General features: G+C 41.8%; 16 protein-coding genes. 11 read left to right on the forward strand and 5 right to left on the reverse strand.

Features of this window, described 5'->3' with window-relative positions; all coding sequences use genetic code 11:
• The 8 genes from recG to QVO88_RS01680 form a co-directional block, all read left to right on the forward strand.
• The coding region (gene recG, locus QVO88_RS01645; RefSeq protein WP_288177692.1) for an ATP-dependent DNA helicase RecG at window positions 1-1,897 on the forward strand (1,897 nt) is incomplete at its 5' end.
• An 88-nt stretch (window positions 1,898-1,985) separates the two neighbouring features.
• Complete coding sequence (locus tag QVO88_RS01650; protein ID WP_022286795.1) at window positions 1,986-2,552, forward strand: hypothetical protein; 567 nt, start codon at window positions 1,986-1,988, stop codon at window positions 2,550-2,552.
• Between the two features lie 287 nt (window positions 2,553-2,839).
• Window positions 2,840-4,036, forward strand: a complete 1,197-nt coding sequence (locus QVO88_RS01655) for a type II secretion system F family protein (RefSeq protein ID WP_022286796.1) — start codon at window positions 2,840-2,842, stop codon at window positions 4,034-4,036.
• Between the two features lie 102 nt (window positions 4,037-4,138).
• A complete protein-coding gene (pilM, locus tag QVO88_RS01660) occupies window positions 4,139-5,623 on the forward strand; it encodes a pilus assembly protein PilM (protein WP_022286797.1) in 1,485 nt (494 codons plus the stop codon).
• 2 nt (window positions 5,624-5,625) lie between these two features.
• Entirely contained in the window at window positions 5,626-6,336 is a 711-nt protein-coding gene (gspM, locus tag QVO88_RS01665) for a type II secretion system protein GspM (RefSeq protein WP_022286798.1), read from the forward strand.
• Window positions 6,337-6,483: 147 nt separating this feature from the next.
• Window positions 6,484-8,688 carry a hypothetical protein gene (locus QVO88_RS01670; RefSeq protein ID WP_022286799.1) on the forward strand — a complete coding sequence of 735 codons (2,205 nt, stop codon included), beginning with the start codon at window positions 6,484-6,486 and terminating at the stop codon, window positions 8,686-8,688.
• 17 nt (window positions 8,689-8,705) lie between these two features.
• On the forward strand, window positions 8,706-9,515 hold the full coding sequence (locus tag QVO88_RS01675; RefSeq protein ID WP_022286800.1) for a type II secretion system protein: 810 nt from the start codon (window positions 8,706-8,708) through the stop codon (window positions 9,513-9,515).
• Between the two features lie 18 nt (window positions 9,516-9,533).
• Entirely contained in the window at window positions 9,534-11,408 is a 1,875-nt protein-coding gene (locus QVO88_RS01680; protein WP_022286801.1) for a type II secretion system protein, read from the forward strand.
• Between the two features lie 127 nt (window positions 11,409-11,535).
• Here QVO88_RS01680 and QVO88_RS01685 read toward each other — a convergent pair whose 3' ends face one another.
• Window positions 11,536-12,360: an A24 family peptidase gene (locus QVO88_RS01685; RefSeq protein WP_022286802.1), complete on the reverse strand. Its 825-nt coding sequence runs from the start codon at window positions 12,358-12,360 to the stop codon at window positions 11,536-11,538.
• A 159-nt stretch (window positions 12,361-12,519) separates the two neighbouring features.
• Between QVO88_RS01685 and QVO88_RS01690 the strand changes: the two genes are divergently transcribed.
• Both QVO88_RS01690 and QVO88_RS01695 read left to right on the forward strand, forming a co-directional pair.
• Complete coding sequence (locus tag QVO88_RS01690; RefSeq protein WP_022286803.1) at window positions 12,520-14,199, forward strand: GspE/PulE family protein; 1,680 nt, start codon at window positions 12,520-12,522, stop codon at window positions 14,197-14,199.
• Between the two features lie 27 nt (window positions 14,200-14,226).
• Window positions 14,227-15,297: a type IV pilus twitching motility protein PilT gene (locus QVO88_RS01695; protein WP_022286804.1), complete on the forward strand. Its 1,071-nt coding sequence runs from the start codon at window positions 14,227-14,229 to the stop codon at window positions 15,295-15,297.
• A 66-nt stretch (window positions 15,298-15,363) separates the two neighbouring features.
• Here QVO88_RS01695 and QVO88_RS01700 read toward each other — a convergent pair whose 3' ends face one another.
• The 4 genes from QVO88_RS01700 to QVO88_RS01715 all read right to left on the reverse strand — a co-directional run bounded on the left by QVO88_RS01700 (window position 15,364) and on the right by QVO88_RS01715 (window position 20,733).
• Complete coding sequence (locus tag QVO88_RS01700; protein WP_368369703.1) at window positions 15,364-16,260, reverse strand: DMT family transporter; 897 nt, start codon at window positions 16,258-16,260, stop codon at window positions 15,364-15,366.
• Entirely contained in the window at window positions 16,235-16,639 is a 405-nt protein-coding gene (locus QVO88_RS01705) for a DUF3783 domain-containing protein (RefSeq protein ID WP_022286806.1), read from the reverse strand. Before QVO88_RS01705 ends, QVO88_RS01700 begins: the two co-directional genes overlap by 26 nt.
• 157 nt (window positions 16,640-16,796) lie before the next feature.
• Window positions 16,797-19,139, reverse strand: a complete 2,343-nt coding sequence (gene yicI, locus QVO88_RS01710; protein WP_022286807.1) for an alpha-xylosidase — start codon at window positions 19,137-19,139, stop codon at window positions 16,797-16,799.
• 346 nt (window positions 19,140-19,485) lie between these two features.
• A complete protein-coding gene (locus QVO88_RS01715; RefSeq protein WP_022286808.1) occupies window positions 19,486-20,733 on the reverse strand; it encodes a CapA family protein in 1,248 nt (415 codons plus the stop codon).
• A 263-nt stretch (window positions 20,734-20,996) separates the two neighbouring features.
• Between QVO88_RS01715 and QVO88_RS01720 the strand changes: the two genes are divergently transcribed.
• On the forward strand, window positions 20,997-21,412 hold a 416-nt coding region (locus QVO88_RS01720; protein WP_288177697.1), incomplete at its 3' end, for a CRISPR-associated endonuclease Cas3''.

Genomic DNA, 21,412 nt, shown 5'->3' on the forward strand with positions numbered 1-21,412 from the left:
CCCAGTGCCCATAGCCGACGCACCAACTAACGAGCCTTGCATAGTAAAGGGCAGGGTAGTTAAAAAGCTCCCTGAAGCCCATATCAGAAAAGGTCTGTCAGTGTACAAAGTCATTTTTACCGATGACGTCACCGACCTTGTAATAGTTATCTATAACAGCGAGTATATGTATAAACAGCTTGAAGTGGATAAAGAGTATTACCTCTGCGGCAGGATAACAGGAAACCTTGTGCGAAAAGAGATAAATTCTCCTGTGATACTTTCTGCCGATACGGAAGATAAAGTCCAGCCTGTCTATCACCTTACAGAGGGTCTTAGTCAGCAAATGCTCAGAAAAACAGTAAGGCTCGCACTGAATGTTTTTAATAAGAATATCTATGAGCCGCTGCCAAAAAGCATAATGCAAAGGTATAATTTCTGTTCTCTTGAATATGCTTTGGAGAATATACATTTTCCAAAAGATATGCACATCTGCGAGCTTGCGAAAAATCGCCTTGTCTTTGACGAGCTTCTTGTTTTGCAGCTTGGTATGCAGCTTATGAAATGCCGAAGCCGTGAAAAAAGCGGCTTTGTGCTGAAAACGCAGGATATGGACAGCTTTTATAACGCTCTGCCTTTTATCCTTACAAACAGCCAGCAAACCGCCATAGAGGATTGTATCAGAGATATGCAGAAAGAACAGCCTATGAACAGACTCGTTCAGGGCGACGTTGGCTCGGGTAAGACCGCAGTTGCGGCAGGAGCGGCATATTTTGTGTATAAAAATGGCTGTCAGAGCGCACTAATGGCGCCTACTGAGATACTTGCAGAACAGCATTATGAAACTTTGAAAGGCTTTCTTGAACCGCTTGGCGTAAAGGTGGCACTGCTCACAGGCTCTATGACCGCAAAACAGAAAAAGCTTGTGAAAGAGGGGCTTGAAAACGGTGAATACGCCGTTGCAGTGGGAACACACGCTCTTGTTCAGCAGACAACGAAGTTCAAAAAGCTTGCCCTTGTCATAACCGACGAACAGCACCGCTTTGGCGTTGAACAGCGTGCGGCACTTGCTTCAAAGGGTGAAAATCCCCATAAGCTTGTTATGTCAGCCACGCCTATCCCTAGAACTCTTGCCCTTATGATATACGGCGACCTTGATATTTCTGTACTGAAAGAGCTTCCTAAGGGCAGACAGCCCGTTGAAACATATGCCGTTACAGGAAAGCTTCGCGAGCGTGCTTTTAACTATGTGAAAAAATATCTTGACGAGGGCAGACAGGGTTATATAGTCTGTCCAATGATAGATGAAAGTGATATGGACTTGCAGGACGTTAAGACCTATGCTAAAAAGCTTTCTCAGGGCACGTTTAAAGATTACACTGTGGGACTTCTTCACGGCAGAATGAGCGGTGCTCAGAAAGAACAGGTCATGAACGACTTCAAGGAGCATAAAATAGACCTGCTCGTTTCCACAACAGTTGTGGAGGTAGGAGTTGACGTGCCTAATGCGGCAATAATGGTAATAGAAAATGCTGACAGATTTGGTCTTTCCCAGCTTCACCAGCTTCGTGGTCGTGTGGGAAGAGGTAAATATAAATCAAGTTGTATCCTCATTACAGACAACGTGAATGAGGAAAGCGTGAAAAGGCTTAAAATTTTGGGCAAGACTAACGACGGCTTTAAGATATCAGAGGAAGATCTTAAACTCAGAGGTCCAGGTGACTTTTTCGGAAGCAGACAGCATGGCCTTCCTGCATTGAAGATAGCGGATATGTCACAGGATATGGATATACTAAGAAAAGCGCAGGAAGCCGCACAGCTTATCAGAAACGCAGACCCTAAACTTGAGCGTACAGAAAATATATATCTAAGAGAGCTTGTGGATAAACTCTTTGATAAAACTATGTCAGATAATTGAAAGATGTAAAGTTTGAAAACTTTATCGTGTAATATGAGATGTAAAGCATAAAGGCTTTATAAAGTAAAAGAATAAAACGGAGGTAGTTATGGAGGCAATAAAATTTTTAAAGTACATTCTGTCGAGAATTGGGATAATGATCGTTCTTACGCTGTTTTCAGCCTTTGCAGGCATTGTGCTGATACCGGCTCTGGTTACGGTATTTCCGTCAAGCACATCTGCTTTCAAAAGCTTTATGACAAATAGTAATGTAGACTCATTTATAGGCTTTGCGGTCATGCTTATATTTTTCTTAAGACTTTTTTATGACGACGGAAAACGCCATGCCGCATATGAAAATTGGAGCTGGGTCAATATTACAATAGTGTATCTTCTTATGCTTCTAGTGTATTTTATTCCTGCAATATTCAGGGATTCATTCAGTCAGGAGGGCAAGGGAGATATCTTCTATAAGGTGCTTTATTATCCGTGTATATGGCTGAATGAAGGCGTGGGCATGAACTACCTTGTAAGCGTGATCCTCGGCATAGGACTTCTTCTTGCAGCGGCCTATTGTTTCTATCTGATAGCCTATAAAGTGTATGTTCATAAGCATCCTGTCATTCTCAAAAGTATGAAATCTTTTAGTGCGGGCAAGACAGATAATAAAGTATAAATTGTATTATTTGAACATAAATAAGAGTATTTACTATCAGAAATCTGTATGAACTCGCTTTAAATGTTAAATACTATTTAAAATGTTAGTTTAATTATTCTATTTGTACAAATTCGATAAATTTGTGAAGATTATTTTGTAAATAAATTAACGCTTAAAAAGCACTCAATCACTTGCGAAAAGATGAAAATAATGTTATAATTATAAAAATGCGTTTTGTGTATTTTTAAAGTTTTTTGTTATGAATGCACAAAATGTATAAATAAGTGGAGGTGTATCTACATATTATGAAGAAATTTTCCTATGTTGCTAAGGATACCTCGGGAAAAACCATAAAGGGTATCTATGAGGCTGAGGATGCACAGGAAGTACTGGACAAGATCCACGAACAAGGTCTTTTCTGTATAAGTTATACAGAAGCATTGGGCGGTGCAGGCAAACAATCTGTGCACAAGTTCAATACTAAGGAACTTGCTTTCTGCTGCCGTCAGCTTGCGGCAATGATGACATCGGGTCTTACCATTGTTAAAGCGCTCGACATTCTCTATAAGGAAGAGGAGAATAAGGGTGCAAAGGATGTTTGGAGAAGCGTTTATGACGATGTTCAGAAAGGTCAGAGCTTTACCGAGGCCCTCGATACAAGAAGAGGAAGCTTTCCGGACTTTTTCATCTCAATGGTAGACGCAGGTGAGACCTCAGGTACGCTCGATATGACAATGCAGCGTCTGAGCGATTACTATGCAAACTCAAACAAGTTGAACAATAAGGTAAAGAGTGCGATGACTTATCCTATCATACTTGGCGTTCTTTGTATCGTCATGGTAATCGGTATGTTTACGTTCATCATGCCTATATTTGCAGGTCTTATGCCAGAGGATCAGATGCCTGCACTTTCTAAGGCTCTCTTCTCATTCAGTGACTTTTTCAAGGCAAAATGGTATATCATTCTTATCGTGGTCGTTGCTTTGATATTCGGTTGGATATACGCCTTGAAAGTACCGTCAGTCAGACTTAAATTTGACTACATAAAGATAAAGATGCCTGCCGCCGGAAAGCTTATGGTAAAGATCTACGAGGGTCGTTTCGCAAGAACTCTTTCATCACTTTATTCAAGCGGTATCCCAATGGTAGAGTGTCTTGAACGTTCGTCAAGAATACTTGGAAATGCTTATGTCGATAAGATGTTCATTCAGGTAGTTGATGAAGTTAAGCAGGGCGCACCGCTTTCAGCGTCACTTGCAAAAACAGAGATATTTGAAGGAATGTTTACTTCCATCATCTATGTCGGTGAGGAATCAGGTGCTCTCGATGAGATCCTTGAGAAAACTGCTGACTACTATGAGGAAGAAGCAGACGCAGCCGTTACAAGACTTGTAGGACTTATGGAACCATTGCTCATCGTATTCATGGGTGTTGCGATCGGTCTTTGCCTTGCGGGTATCTTCCCACTGCTCTACGGTTCATTGTCAGGTCTGGAAAACTAAGGGTCTGCATTTTATGTTCGTTAATTTTAAATATCTCCTCTCCTTTAAAACGGAGAGGGAAGATATTTGTTTTGAAAAATAATTTAAGAGGTGAAGGAATAAATGCTATCATTTGATATTTCTGATAGACAAATCAACATTGTTAAAGGTGATAACTCCTCTAACAAGATAAGGATCGAGAGATCTTTGCAGGTAGACATTCCTGAGGATATGATCCTTAATGGTGAGGTCATCAACCTTTCAGGTCTGTCTGAGTTACTGCTCACTCAGATCAAGGCTGAGGACATGATGGATAAGGACGCTATCGTTACTTTTTCATCGAGCAACATCGTATTCAAGGAGCTTGTAGTTCCAAAGGCAAAGGGTAATGAGTTCCTGCTTATGGTACAGAACCATATGAGCCAGGAAATGGGTATCACAGATGAGTATTCTATCTCATATACAGTAGTAGGTGAAGCAGGTGAGGATAATCCTGGTGCAGTGAAGGTACTTGCAACAGCTTGCCCTAGTACGATAGTTGAAAGCTACAGAAAGCTTTATAACATTATGGGCATGAACCTCAGATCTGTTAACATCGGATGTAACTCTATCGCAAGAATCGTTCTTGCTGACAAGTCCAACATGGAGAAAATGCCACTGTTGGTTTGCCAGATCGATAAGAACTTCCTTGGTCTTACACTTTTTGAGAATGGACAGATGGCATTCGCCAGATACGTTCCTATCTCAGAAGAAGATTATGATTCTGACGATTATATCACTGAAGCTCTTAATGAGAACATCTTCAGAATGGAGCAGTTCAATAAGGCAAGAGGAGGTTCAGGACTTGAAAATGTTATTCTCTATGGCTTTATCGAGGACTACATCAAACTCGTTGACGCTCTTGACGGTCTTGATATAAAGGCTTCTGTTCTCGGTGTGCCTGCTCAGATCACAGGTTTTGAGAACTTCGAGTTTACAGTATTCGCTAATGCTATCGGTGCTCTCTATAAGAGAAACAAGGCAACAGAGAAGATCAATCTCCTCGAAGTCGATCAGTCCACAGGTAAGGGCGGCAACAGCGGAATGGGTTCGCTGCTCATGACAGGCGGTATCTTCGCTGCAGCAGCCGCAGTGCTTATCGCAGGTGCAACACTTGTTATTAATCTCAGGAAGAGTTCTATCGAGAAAGATATAGACAAGACTAATGATAAGATAGCTGTTTGCAATGAGAAGATCGCCCAGAACCAGATACTTCACAATAAGATGAAGATCATGCAGGATTATTCAAACTATGTTACATCAGCAAATGCAGCTCTTGAAACACTTCCGGTCGTGTCAAGTGAGATGTTTGACGATATCAAGGAAGCTCTTGGTTCTTTCAAGTATGAAGGCTTTACATATAACCTTGAAGCTGGTACAGTAACACTTACTAAGGTTGAGCTTGATGATCAGTCAGATGTAAAAACAGCAATCGATGCCCTTGTAGGTACAGGACTCTTCCAGGAAGATGTAGGATACAACGGATATTCGATCGGTGAAGACGGCAGCTCAGGCGTAACGCTTGATTCGCTGACACTTTATCTTAAAGAAGAGGGCGAGGGTGAATAATTATGAAGTTGAATTATCGTGATAAAATGATTTTGATAGTAGTATTCGTACTACTTATAATTGTTGCAGGTTTTATGCTTTTTATTAAGCCTGCCATTGATGAGTGTAGTCAGGCAAGCAGTGATCTGGAGTCAGCAAAGGTACAGCTCAGCGAGCTTGAAGATCAGGTAGACAAGGATAAGAACCTTGCCGCTGAGATTCAGACACTTTATACAAGCACCTCACAGGTCGCAGCTAACTTCTATGATTATCAGGTAGCATACAAGGCTACTGATAAGGTTCGTGAGCTTTTTAATGTTGATGATGTAAAGATCAAAAACTCCAATATGACTATTTCATCATACGGCAGCACAGTTCTTTCGCCTTTTGCTTATGAGTCAACAGCAGCAGCTACTGATTTTGACACTAAGGTAGATGAATACAATAATGCAAGCACAACTGATTCATCAGCTGCAGATGCAAACACAGATGAAAATGCCGCTGATACCAATGAAACAGCTGCACAGACAATAGGTTACTATAGCCTTAACATTCAGTTCAAAAGCTCGCTTTCAGGTTTCAAGAATTTTGCTGACAACCTGACGACAAACAACGAAAAGAGCATGGTTATCCAGAATGTTAACATTGAGAATGTCAACGAAAGCGAGATCTCCGGTACAATGACACTCAATATGTACGTTTTGAAGAAGCTTGCTGATCCTTCTGCCAGCTAAGAGAAAACTATTTGGTAGGATAAGGAATATTTCTTATCCTACCAATTAGTGCTATATAATGATTAAAAATTTTATATAAGTAATCAACCTGTGTAAAATGAAAAAAGTATAGCATAAGTGATAATAAAACTAAGAAAGGTGGTTAATATGAAGAATACTCCGAAGAGGAAACAAAGAAACAAACCCGGAGTCGTGCTTTTCACAGCGGTTGCTGTCATGCTCATGCTGTCAATACTTTTGACTGCAACTGTTTCTTTTGTTTCGGTAAATAGGACAAAAACAAATGATAACTATAAGAGCAAACAGGCTTATCTGACAGCTTCATCTACTCTTGAAAGCTTTATTAATCAGATACAAACTGATACTGCTCCAACCAATGACCCTACTGCAAAGGCTCAGCAGAAAAAGGCCATAGATAACCTTAAAAAGCTAGCAAGTGCTAATAGCGGAAAGGGTACAACTACTAATGTCAGCTATAATGGATCAAATGGTAAAAGCGATAATATCGGTACCACAAAGATAACTGTAGCACAGGAGGGTACAAGTGTTGCAAATATCGTTGTTACCTGTGAAACTACTTATCTGGGAAAAACTGAAAAGGTAGCAGCTCATATTTCCACGCAGTCAGTTACAAAGCCTGCCGAGTATACAAATACTATCGAGCTTGTTGGTAACGGCGGCGCAGGTTACGATAACCTTAACGTTATCGGTGATATGGCTGGTATCAATAATACCACTGGTAAGATTTATAGATTTACAAACAATACCAGTATCTATGGTTCTTATCTTATGTATGGTTCTTTGGAGGTTTCAACTCAGCCTCTTATCATGCTCAAGCCTAGTCTTGTAGATGAAAAGCAGGGTTCAACTGTTACAATTTCTGAAAACCTTGATGTTTCAAATGAATTCCACATTAACTCCACAATGGCAAGAGCAGACGGATATAACTATGTTAATATCGGTCAGAAGCTCTCTACTTCAAACCATATGGACGTTGGTTCTTCAGGTTTTGATGTCGATTTGTTCTGTTGTGAAGCTAACATTGGCGGAAATGACTATACACAGTATGGTAACTTCTACGTTTATAAGGGCGCAGGTGCTTATAATGGCGATGCAACATTTGGTGCAGCTGGTCAGACGATCAATGGCTCTCTCTATGTCGAGGGTGATCTTAATGTCACAAAGTCACTTAAGGTAACAGGCTCTGTTTATGTTACCGGCACTATCACGGGTAAAGATAAGATTGTCTGCCAGGCTTCAAATATTCATGAAGGAGCTGTTCTTAGCAAAGCAGGTCGTGACGCAAAGCCACAGATACCTGTATCTGCTGATGCTTATGTTTATTATCCGGAAGATTTCTTCATGAGCAGTGATACTAATGTGACAACGATCTCTGATCAATATCAGGCTTTCTATGATGGCTCAAACACTAAAACTTTCAATACCTTTGCAAGCGATCCAAGCTATTGGAATAATGTTGACTACACGCTTACTGAGCCAATAGACCTTACAGGAACAGGAGCTAAGACTCCAGTTACAAGCCGCTACAAATTGAGAATAACATCAAGCTGTACATGGGCATCTGATCTTTCGTTCAATGATTATGGCAATGGTTCAAGGATCCTCGTTGATGTTTCTGATTCTTCGGGTGATATCGTTATAAGACTTCAGAATGGTCTTAATCTTGGAGCAGAATGGTCACCTGTAATAGTTGTTAGAAATCGTTCAACTATAATTGATACGACTACAGGTGACAGAAAATACAACTGCTATTTTGTTTCAGACTCAGGCAGTGCTATTACACTTAATGGTATCGACTCAGTAACAGGCAAGTCACAGCATTCAGGCTCTAGTGCTTGTAACTATAGCTTTAAGGGACTTAAGGTATTTGATTATGATACTTACGTTCGTATGTTTGATTCTTCTGTTCTCAATAATACAAAGGGTAACCCTGGCTTACCACAGAGCGGCTTTGTTCTCAACCCTACATCTGTAGATGTTGCAGGCTCTTACAGACCGAAAAACAGCAGCATCATCTTCCTGTTTGGTGAGAACACAACACTTAACGCTACAGATCAAAGCTTCTTCCAGGGCTCATTCTATTCACCACAGGCTATCGTTAATATCGCAACAAGCGGTCTTGGCGGACTTGTGGTAACAGACTCAGCAGGCGGAAAAATGACCGTTCAGTGCTGTGCAGTCGGTGTAGTTATCGCAAACAGCTTTGGTAACGCCAATACAGCGTTCTATGTATACACCAAGCCTTCAACTACTTCTGTAATGCAGAATGCGAAGGGCGACAAGGATGATTATGCTTACGGATACGAACTTGACAGATATGATCACTATTAATTGAAAGGAGTATACTCATGAAAAAGAACAGCAAAAATAAAAAGGGTATGACTCTTGTAGAGGTCATCATAGCAATGGCACTTTTGTCAGGTATGTCAGCTATGCTTGTTACAGTTGCTGTAGCGGCAAAAAAACAGAATCTTGAAAACTACTACCGCAACAATGAAATGTATACTCAGGCAGTAAATGCCGAGCAGTATAATGATAACAAGACCGTCAATATGAACGAGTTGAAGGTAAACAAGTTCTCTTCAAGTGGCAAAACTACAAATGAGTTTGCCCTTGAGGCAGACTTTGGAAGCGGTATAAAGTTCAATACTACAGCCTATGGCTTTAAAGCAAAGCTTAATAATATTGATGAAGACGCAGGCTATCAGCTCAAATTTCTTCAGGGTAAGGACATAAACATTACGCCTAATCCTGAAAAGAGCGTTTACTGGGTAAAGTTTTATAACAATTCAGGGGCAGATATGAATTTCTATGCTCTTACGCCTGAGCTTACAGGCGGAAAGTTCTTTGATGTAAATAATAACTCATCAGGAAATTCACTTCTTATCCCTATCGGTGACGGTGGAAATCAGCAGTTTGGCGTTGTGCTTTCAGGCGTAACAGGAAGCGATTATTTCGGCTTCTCACAGTCATCTGATCTTTACAGCAGCACTCCAACAGCCGATGCAGCTGCATTTAAGATCACAGATGCGACCTTTGACCATTATCTTGAAAAAGATGCGTCAGGTAAAGCTACAGGTTATGTAGTTATCCATTATATGGGTGGCTCTGATTACAAAAACCAGGCTGAATATGACGATGCACAATCAACACCATAAGGAGGGAGGATCTTGAAAATGAATAAAAACCGCAAGGGTTTTACCCTTGTTGAGCTTATCGTTGTGGTAACGATTTTCGGCGTGATCCTCGGAGCTATCCTTAATATGATCAAACCTGCAAATAATGTTTATCATGACGCTGATGCAACAATGGAAAGCAATGTCATAGGTTCAGGTCTTATAGACTATCTTGATGATGAGCTTAGATATTCGACCAATGTTCTTGTGCTTAAAGATTATATTGGTGTGCCTGATGTTTCAACCTCTGGTACTATCGGTGCAAGCGGTGTGACCTATTCAAACTGTATCGTTATTGACAATAATAATCTTCGTGGCTATAGTCTGAAAAACTATTCAGGCAGCGACACGGATACAGCCGCAAAGAGAATGGGTGCAAAAGGCTGTATCATCAATGTAGGTAATGTAAATACAGAGGGCTTAAACTTTAATAATTCTGCTGTTGCAAGAGGCGTTGATTTTTACGACAATTATAAGTTTGATATCGGTGCAAGTATCAGCAATATTGAGGAAATGCGTACTCTCGACGTTTCTCTTACAGCCTATCAGCCAACATATGAGAACGGAAGCTATACTTTTACGAAAACAAAGTATAAAAAGGACGCAGCAGTAAATCTTACAAATATTAACATAAATGAAGGCGATTCAGATTCATACAAAGTTCGTGACTATAAAGATTTCTCTGTAGCTCCTGATTATGTCACATATCCTCAGGCAACTACTGCTCCTGCAGGTTGCACAGCTCAGCAGGGAAAGTATTACAGCCTTGACGCTTCAAACACATATACTTATATTTTCTATGATAAGACAACAGTTTCAAGTTCAAAAACATACAGTGTAAAGTTTATCTACTCTGCAAGCGACCCTGATTCAACGCTTCGTGGTAAACAGATAGATACTAAGTCTGTCAAGGCGGGTACAGTTTATAAAACTCCACCTTCTATGCCATCAAGAACAGGTTATGGCACGCCTTATTGGGTAGACAGCAAGAATAACGTTGCTGATTTTACAACAGGCGTAACAATAAATAAGGATATGGTATTCTCCTGTGTTTATCCGCCTGTTGCACCGAAAGCCCAATTTAATGTAACGTTTGAGAATATCAACGGTTCTACATTTACAACAACAAAAGTCTATGATGGCGACTTTGCAAATGACCCGGGAATTCCAACTGACATGGATACTATAAAACAGGATTTTGTTAAGTGGGTATACAAATCAGATAACTCAAAGGGTCTTACTGATGTTTCTATTACAGATAGCTCAGTTGTTTTCGTTCCAGTTGTACAGAACAAGCATAAGGTTGAGTTTAAATTAAATGGTTCTTTAATAAATGCCTCAACTATTTATGTTTCTGATGGACAGTATGCAAATTATCCAGGAGCTACCCCTGTTTCGTCAGACGCTGATAAGATATTTGGCGGTTGGGTCGTAGAAGGAACAAGCGATGATATATCTACTAAGGTTATAACATCAGATACTGTTTTTGAGGCAACCTTCATTTCAAAACCGACAAATGATTTGTACGTTATCAGCAGTATCGCAAGAAAAATCAATGATGGTGAGATAGACTATGATATAACAATACAGAATAATGGTTCTGATGTTGTAAAGATCTGGTCTTTAAGTGCTAATGTTGGTTTTGCATTTGATCAGATGCAGGCGGATTGGAGATTGAAAATTCCAAATGATAAGGTTTGTGGATTTACAACGAACAACGATTTGAATAACCCATCAAACTGTGTATTTATTCCAGCGGGTGGAACCGTCACAGTTACGTTGTATTTTAAGAAGTACAACGATCCAAAGTATACTGAGGATCTTTCAAAGTATTCACTTAACCCATCTGATATTACAGTATCTAAGGTACAGTAATTTCTTTTCTCAATCAGACCCCTCCACGGGTCTGATTGCTGAAAAAATCCCCTTAACAGAAAACTTCTATTAAGAGGATTTTTTGAGCAAAAAAATTCCGCAGTATCAAACTGCGGAATTTGTGCAATTATCTTATTATCAGCATTGCTTCGTTCATCATCTCGTTAAGACCAGTAAAGTCCATGTACCATGAACCGATCTGCTCTGAGTACAAAGCTGCAACAGCAATTCCTATGGAGAGATATGGACCAAATGCAAATACTGAATCACCGCTGCGGTGCTTCTGGATAAGTCCACCGATCGAGCCTGTTATCAGTCCGATAAGAAGCGCTACCAAAGCACCCTGCATTCCGAGAAACAACCCTGCTGCTGCCATGAGATATACATCTCCCATGCCCATTGCTTTCTCATGTGTGATAAGACAAATAATAAGCAAAGGCACGCTCACAATGAAAAATCCGATCAAGTGTGACTTAAGCGTAAGTCCCGTCTGATCTTTGCAGAAGATGTATTCCGCAACACCAAGCAAACCTATGAATATCACAACATATGTGTTGATAAGCTGAGTGTCCCAGTCCATGAAGAATACAACGATAAGAGCAGAGAATAACAGACAGACAAGTGCTGCACGAAGCGGATTGAAAATTCCATTAAAATGGTAGAATACCCATAAGTAGAGCAGTGCGTTCAGCGTTTCAACTATAGTGTATCTTGCCGATATCTTTGCACCGCAGCTTCGACACTTTCCACGAAGTATGCACCAGCTTACTATCGGTATCAGGTCACGCCGTTTGATTGGCTCACCGCAGGTCATACAGTGAGAATTTCGCTTGATAAGACTTTCATTTTTCGGCAATCGGTATATGCAGACATTAAGAAAACTGCCTATGCACGCTCCGAAGATGAACACAAATACATAAATGATTATGTATGATAAGGTTAAATTATCCACAGTGATCCTCCTTTGGATTCATTAGTTAATATATTAATTTTATCATACTTTCATGAAGATTACAATAGATAATATGATTTTTTTGCGGTTTTTGCACCGCAGCAGACGTTTCCGCAGCGTCGGATCCCTAAATCAATGCGGAGGATTGGAGTAATATATATGAGAAACGGCCCTATCGGTCAGTATCTGGTACAGAAAGGTCTTATAACTGAAGAACAGCTTCAGGAAGTTCTTGCCAAACAGAAGGAGCAAAAGGGAAGACTTTTTGGTGATGTCATTATTGACATGAAGCTCGTTACCGATGTTCAGTTCTGTCAGGTCCTTGCCGAGCGACTTAATGTGTCTTATATCGACCTTGATAATACTGAGCTTATGCCTGATATCGTCAAGAAGATACCGGAGGCAACTGCAAGAAAGTATAACGTCATCGCAGTTAGCAAAATAGGCAAGCGTATGACCGTTGCAACTAATGACCCTATCAACTTCTATATCTTTGAGGATCTTCGTGTTATCACAGGCTGCAGCATAACACCTGTCCTTGCCACAAAGTCATCTATCAACCGTGCAATCGGTAAGATGTACTCAGAAGGTCAGGTTAACTCCGTTGTTGACGAAGCTACAAAGCAAAAAGAGGAAGAGCTTAACCTTGAAGAACTCAAGGATATCTCCGAGGAGAGAATCGAGAACGCTCCTATTGTTAAACTTGCTACCGCTATCGTCGAGAACGCCCAGCGTCAGGACGCAACGGATATACATATCGAGCCATTCAAGGATAAAACCGTTATCCGTATCCGTGTAAACGGCGACCTTATTGAGCTTATGACCCTTTCCGCCGCACTTCATACTTCGCTTGTTACCCGTTTCAAGATCTTGAGCGGCATGAATATCGCCGAAAAGCGTATCCCACAGGACGGTCGTATGTCACAGGTCGTTGACGGCACAACTCTTGACCTCCGTGTATCTAACCTTCCAATGGTGTACGGTGAGAAAGTCGTTCTCCGTATCCTCGCAACAGGCGATATGTCCCTTAGAAAAATAACCGACCTGGGTATGACAGATTATAACTATAAGAGATTTGAGGCGTGCCTGAAAGTGCCGCAGGGAGTTGTCCTTGTAACAGGCCCTACAGGTTCAGGTAAATCTACCACACTTTATGCCGCGCTTGGTGAGATCTCAAAGCCTAATAACAATGTTATTACCGTCGAAGACCCAGTCGAGAAAAAGATTGATGGCGTAAACCAGTGCCAGATAAACGAAAAGGCAGGCATGACATTCGGTGCAGCCCTTCGTTCTATCCTCCGTCAGGACCCAGACATCATAATGGTCGGAGAAATGCGTGATACCGAAACTGCTGAGATCGCTATCCGTGCCGCTATTACAGGACACCTTGTTTTGTCAACACTTCATACCAATGACGCCGCTTCTACTGTAACAAGACTTGTGGATATGGGCGTTGAGGCATACATGGTCGCAACCTCACTTATCGGTATCGTTGCTCAGCGTCTTACAAAGGTGCTTTGCCCTGAGTGCAAAAAGCCTAGAATGTCAACTGAGGAAGAAAACGAGCTTATGGGTCTTGACCATTCAGTACAGGTGTACGACCCATGTGGCTGTCCAAAGTGCAATAACACAGGATATAAGGGAAGAACCGCTATCCATGAGATCCTTCTCGCAACACCGTCTATGCAGGCTCTTATCACAAGGGGAGCAAAAGCTGACGAAATTCAGGAGCTTGCAAAGAAAGAGGGCTGTCACCTGCTTCGTGACAACGTTTCAGAGCTTGTTCAGCAAGGCAAGACCTCAATGGACGAACTTATCCGTGTAACATATGCTGTATAAAAAAGAAATATATGGAGGTAAATTCTAATGGCAATCGACATTAACAAAATTCTTGATGAAGCAAGAGCCCTTGGCTGTTCCGACCTGCACTTCACCGTAGGTATTCCGCCGATAGTTAGACAGGGCGGTAACCTGAGAAAGCTTTCCTCATATCCTGATATGACCGAGATCGAAATTCTCAAAATATGCGAGGATATGTGTACAGATAAGCAGCGTCAGTCTATCAAAGACCATATTGATACCGACTTTACATATGTATCTTCAAGAGGTTTCCGTCACCGTGTAAACGTGTATCGTCAGAGAGGAAACACGGCCATCGCTCTCCGTCTTTTGAGAAACGATATCCCGACCCTTACCGACCTTGACCTGCCACCTATCCTTGCAGAGTTCTCAATGAGACCTCGTGGACTTGTGCTTGTAACAGGCCCTACAGGTTCCGGTAAGTCAACAACTCTTGCCGCAATGATCGACCATGTAAATATCCATAAATCAGCTCATATCATCACTATCGAAGACCCTATCGAGTATATGCACGCTCATAAGAGATGTATGGTAAACCAGAGAGAGATCGGACCTGATGTACCGAGCTTCTCACTTGCTCTGCGTGCTGCTCTCCGTGAGGACCCGGACATTATCCTCGTAGGAGAAATGCGTGACTTCGAGACTATCGAAGCTGCTGTTACCGCCGCTGAAACAGGACATCTTGTTATGAGTACACTTCATACAACGTCCGCACCGTCAACTATCGACCGTATCATCGACGTTTTCCCTGCTCACCAGCAGCATCAGATCAGAACTCAGCTTGCTTCCGTTCTCGTTGGTATCTGTACTCAGACACTTTGCCGTACATTCGACGGCACAAGCCGTGTAGCTTGCTGTGAGATTCTTAATGCAACAGACTCTATCAAAGCTATGATCCGTGACGATAAGGTGCATCTTATCGGTTCAGCTATGCAGACAGGTAAAGCAACAGGAATGCAGACCATGGATCAGGAGCTTGCAAAGCTCGTTCGTTCGAGAACGATCTCCATGGACGTTGCGCTTGAAAAGTGTGTAAACCCACAGGATCTCAAGAGATTTATCGCAGGCGGAGCTTAAACTACAATATTAATAATAAAGAGCGTTTTTACTTTCTCGGTAAAAACGCTCTTTTTGTATGTTTTTTCAGCCCTTGACCTCACTGTCCTTGTGCCATACGTTGTTGTAAAGAAAAACAAGCACAGCCATTGCAATGATAATGAAATATCCAAGAAAGCTCCAGCCATCAGGAATATCTCCAAAAAGGAAATATCCCAAAATTGTGGTAAAAATCAACTGCGAGTAATCATAAACCGATATCTCCCTTGCAGGAGCGTGAGTGTAAGCCGCAGTTATAGCGAACTGTCCGCCTGCCGCACCTGCGCCAGCTCCCAATAAACAAAGTATTTGGAAAATCGTCATAGGGTGGAAATCTAATATTAGAAATGGCAGGGTGAACAAGCAGGAAAATCCCGAGAAGTATGCAACTATCACCGCACCATTTACTCCATGCTGTCCTAAGTATCTTACGCAAGCGTAAGCAAGTCCCGCTCCCATTCCTCCTAGAAAACCAATAAGGGCAGGGAAGAAGTCCACATTCTGAAAACTCGGCTTGATGATAAACAAGCTTCCTATAAATGCACAAATTACAGTGAAGCCCTGAAAGAAAGTCAGCCGCTCTTTAAGGAAAATAAAAGAGAAAATGATAACGAAAAACGGTGACATTTTGTTTAGCATGGAAGCGTCAGACAGCACAAGATGATCTATGGCATAAAAGTTTCCAAGCATTCCTAGCGTGCCAGCAAGCGCCCTCACAAAAATGACCGCATTGTTCTTTTTGCCCTCAATGTGAAAGCGTATGTGATTTTTCTTTAGCACTCCGATAGCGAAAAACAACGCCACAAAATTTCTGAAAAAGGTCTTTTGCACCGTCGGTAAGTCTCCCGAAAGCCGCACAAATGCGAACATGAATGCAAACGAAAAAGCCGACAGAATAATGTAAATAATAGCCTTGTATTTACTTTTCACCGCTGTCGCCCCCATTCATGTGAAGGTGTTCACGCCTCAGCTCTTTTATAAGCTCGCCAACGTTCCAGCTTTGATTGTGTGCCGTGACAATGGCTTTTAACTTCACCGTAGCTTCTTTTTCCCTAAGCATTTTCAGTATAGGGTCAAGGCTCCTGCCGTCAATGCCCGAAAAAATAAGGCACTCGTCCGTGATGTCCTCGCCCTCTTTTTCAGACCTGACAAAGCCCTTGAAACCGCAAAGATATCCCACCTGCTGTCCCATTATCTCATTGTCAAAGAAAACAGCCTCCGCATTTTCGCTTTTAGCAATATCTTCAATGATATCACGCTTTTGCGAACTGATATTTATGCCGATTATCTTTTTCGGTATAGCACTTCGTATTCTTGATTTCATAAAATTACTCCTCAAATCGTACTATCTATATTATACCCCGATCTCATATTTTCTTCAAGAGCAAATATACAGAATTTTTACCCTCATTTGCCCCGATTTTATGTGCGAACGCAAAAAAATCGCCCCGATCTCTCGGAGCGATGATTTTATTTAGTCATTAGAGTTCAATGATTACCTTGCCGCTGAAGTTAGGAGCAATTTCAACAGTCTTGTCTGTGTTAGCCACAGCGATCTTGAAGCTTGCCTTTGTGTCAGTGTATTCGCACTCGATCTTGTTGCCGTGTCTTGTAGCTGTCAGCTCGAATACCTTGTTTGCTTCAGTGTCATAAATAGGGCAAACTGCACTCTTGCCGTCTTCAAGCTCGTAGATAGTGAATGTTGTGCCCTCAAGATAATCATACTCTATCTGTCTTTCAAAGTTGCCGTATGCAATAATGCTGTTTGGCTTAGCAAGAGCAGGGATCTCAAAGTATGAGCATTTGTGCTTGTACCACTTGCCGCCCTCAAGAACCTTGCCAGTGATAATATCTGTCCACTTGCCCTCAGGAACATAGTATTCAGCGATACCCTCGTCATTAAGGATAGGAGCAACAAGAATGTTGTCGCCGAACATATACTGTCTGTCAAGCGTCAGGCAAGTTGGGTCGTCAGCAAAGTCGATGACCATTGCTCTCATTACAGGTACGCCGACCTCGTGTGTCTTGATAGCCTGAGCCCACAGATAAGGCATGAGCTTGCCCTTGAGCTTTGTGAAGAAGCGCAGAACGTCGCAGGATTCCTCATCGAAGAGCCATGGCACTCTGTATGACTGGTTACCATGTAGTCTTGAATGTGATGAGAACATACCGAACGCAGCCCATCTCTTGTAAATGTCAGGTGTAGCAGTAGCTTCAAAGCCTGCCATGTCATGTGAAGTGTAGCCGAAGCCTGAGATACAAAGTGACAGACAGCCTCTTACAACCTCAGCCATTGAGTTGTAGTTGCCTGAGCAATCTCCGCCCCAGTGAACAGGGAACTTCTGACCGCCTGCTGTAGCAGAACGTGCGAACAGACAAGCCTTGTTCTCTCCAAAATATTCTTTCAGTACATTGAATACGCACTCATTATAAAGATATGTGTAGAAGTTGTGCATCTTGATAGGGTCAGAGCCGTCATAGTAAACAACATCTCTTGTAGGTATTCTCTCACCAAAGTCTGTCTTGAATGTGTCAACACCCATTTCGCAGAGCTTTCTCAGATATCCTGCATACCACTTGCAAGCCTCAGGATTAGTGAAGTCAACAATAGCCATACCAGGCTGCCACTCATCGCACTGGAATACAGAACCGTCAGTTTTCTTGATGAAGTAGCCGTTCTTCATACCCTCGTCAAAGAGCTTTGAACGCTGACCAACATATGGGTTGATCCATACGCAAGTTTTCAGACCCTTGTTTTCGTGCAATCTCTTGAGCATTGCAGGTGGGTCAGGGAACTGTGACTTGTCCCACTCAAAGTTACACCACTCAAAGCCCTTCATCCAGAAGCAGTCAAAGTGGAATACCTGAAGAGGAATATCTCTCTCAGCCATGCCATCAATAAATGATGTGATAGTTTCCTCATCATATGTTGTTGTAAATGAAGTTGTGAGCCACAGACCAAATGAGAATGCAGGCGGCAGTGAAGGCTTGCCTGTAAGGTCAGTGTAGCCCTTGAGTACGTCAGTGAGGTTAGCACCGCCGAATACATAGTATTCAAGGCTCTCGCCTGGAACTGTCATTGATACCTTGGAAACAGTATCAGAGCAAACCTCATATGAAACCTTGTCAGTGCTGTTTACAAATACGCCGTAGCCCTTTGAAGAAAGATAGAATGGGATAGACTTGTAAGACTGATCTGAGCAAGTACCTCCGTCAGCGTTCCATATCTCAACGTTCTGACCGTTCTTAGTGAATGTTGTGAATTTCTCGCCGAAGCCGTAGAAATATTCGCCAACAGAAGTGTCAAACTGCTCTCTGATGTATGTTCTTGTAGGATCGGCAGGGTAGCTCCAGAATGTGTCGTCGAGCTGTGTCTGAAGTCTTGCCTGCTGCTTGTAAGCACTCTCGAAAATAACGCCTGTCGATCTCCAGCCACCGCTTGTGAGTTTCTTATCCCTATAATAGTATGTGAAGCTCCAGTTTTCCTTAGAAACAACGAGCTTTGTGTCGCCTGTAACAAGTACGGCTTCCTTGTCTGTAACAGTTACCTGTGGCTTGAAGCCCTTGTCCTCGAGAACAAAGTGCGGACCATTGTCAACATGACCCTTGTGGTGTGTGATGCTTACCTTTACGCAGTTCTCCTGAGTTGAAGTGTAAGCGATCTCAAGGTTTGCACTTCCGAGCATCATAGCTCTGTTGTATACAACGAAAGGTGTTGCCACAACGAGGAATCCGTTTTCGACCTCTTCGATCTCGAAAGCCTGATTTGCATAGTTTACTTCGTAGCCTCTCTGGTTGAGCCAGAAACCGTCAGCAAATTTCATGTAATAAACCCTCCTGTAAATTTAAAATAGTTTTCAGAATATAAAAAAATGAAAATTTTATCGGGAAGTCCGTTCCTCCCCCTTTATGTATATTTTATAGCATATTTGCCTAAATTGCAATAGTAAAAAAGTGATATGTGCAAGTATTTTAATGGATTGAGCATATTTTAGTGTAAACATTTCATGAATTGATATTTACATTATATAAATTTATTAAGATATATGTAAACCTTTACACAATACCAAAAAAAGCGGACGGCATAAAAGTCGTCCGCAGAAATATCATATTCTTTATCAACTTTGCAAACGGGACGTCGAGGGCGCCGTCCCCTACATATTGCCCCGACTACTCAATACTAAGAAACTCATCAGGTATGTAAGACAAGCATTGCTTCACGCTTTCACGAGTGAAGCCCTCAACATAATTCTTGGCAAACAGCTCGTCAGTGTATTCCGCATAAGGATAAACAGTGCAGTTGTACCAATCGCCATAATATGAATCACCCTCAAAGTGCGATATTATCGGTATCGCCTTAACGTTCTCGAATGTCACCTCATTGGTGTCAGGGTCCTTCACAACATTGAGTTTGCCAATAAGTCCCACAAGCGACTTTGTGTCATACATAGTCGAAATAAAGTTGCCCAAACCGTAGTAAACGAAAGCCTGTCCGCCCTCAGGCTTGTCAAGATATCCGCAAGTGCTGATAGTGTGCGCCTGCGTGCCTATTATCAGGTCAGCACCCCACTCCACAAGCTTAGGCGTTATCTCCGTCTGCTGTTTGTTAAGCTCGTTCTGTATCTCTGTGCCATAATGACATGAAACCACAACAACGTCCGCCATTTTGTCAGCCTCTTCTATCTGAGCCTTTATCTTGTCCTCTTCATCAAGATATATCACCTGAGCGCCGTCACCGCTGAGATAATTACCATTTGTGTGCTCCATGTATCCCAGAAAAGCAAATTTTATGCCGTTGACTTCCATGGTCTTGATAGTGTCAGCGTCCTCCTGCGAACGATAAGCACCGTAATGCACAATGCCCTTTGTGTCCCAGTAATCAAGAGAGCTTATAAGCCCCTCTTCACCCTGGTCGAGAACATGATTGTTTGACATAGAAACCACATTGAAGCCCATGTCAACTATTTTGTCGCCCACAGCAGTTGGCGATGCGAACATAGGATAGCTTTGTGGTTCAACGCTGTCTGTAACAAGCGTTTCCTGATTGATTATAGCCACATCAGTGCCTTCTATGTACTTTGTAACGTGTTCATAAGCCTGCGTGAAATCATATTTTTCACCACCGCCAAGCTTTAGCGCCTCATTATAAATGTTGTCGTGTATAAGGTTGTCGCCCACGCAAACCAGCGAGCAGGTGTAGCTTGGCTGTTCCTTTTCTTCTTCATTCACCTCGACCTCTTTTTTGCTGGAGCTGTCCTCAGTTTTTTTGACTTCCGCTTTGCTCTCGGTTTCGATCACTGTCAAAGCGTTTCCGTCAAGCTTGCTCGTGTCAAGCTTACCGCATGATACAGCACTCAGCGACAACATCGCCGAAAGAGCCACTACTGTGATCTTATTGTATAAAAGTCTGTACTTCATATAAATTCCTCTCATAACATTTTAAAAAAATACAAATTTACTTATAGTTTAATTTTAACACATTTTTAAATAATAATCAAGTCGAATTTTCAAAATGTCGAATGCTTTATGTTGACCTATATATTATAATGTATTATAATAAAAATATAACAATTTGTACAAATATTTGTTTATGTGTACAAAAATTTTCCCCACAAGTATTAAATTGTATGCTATAATAAAAATATAGATAGATTTGTCTATCCAAAAAAGGAGAAATGACCATGAAATATTACGCACACACCCGTGAGGACGGTGAAAGGCAAACTGTAAAAGCCCACCTTATAGGCGTAAGCAAATTGGCGGAGGACTTTTCAGTAGATCTTTTGAAACCCCTTGCGAAAAAAGCGAGCCTGTATCACGATATAGGTAAGTATGCTCTTAACTTTCAGAAACGGCTTGATGATGACAAAGTAAAATTCAGCCACGCTTCCTGCGGAGCGATAGAGTATAAAACACTTGCAGATAAAAACGATTGTTTCGCACCCCTTATGGAGTATTGCATCGCAGGACACCACACAGGACTTATGGACGGCGGCACAGTCGCAGACAACTCTGACAGCCCGACCCTAAACGGTACACTAAAAAGAGCAGACGAATATACGGGCGAAAGCGACTACAGTGCATACGCCACTGAAAT

Origin of the sequence: Ruminococcus sp. CAG:57 (assembly GCF_000435935.1) — a bacterium.
Lineage (GTDB): Bacteria > Bacillota > Clostridia > Oscillospirales > Ruminococcaceae > Hominimerdicola > Hominimerdicola aceti.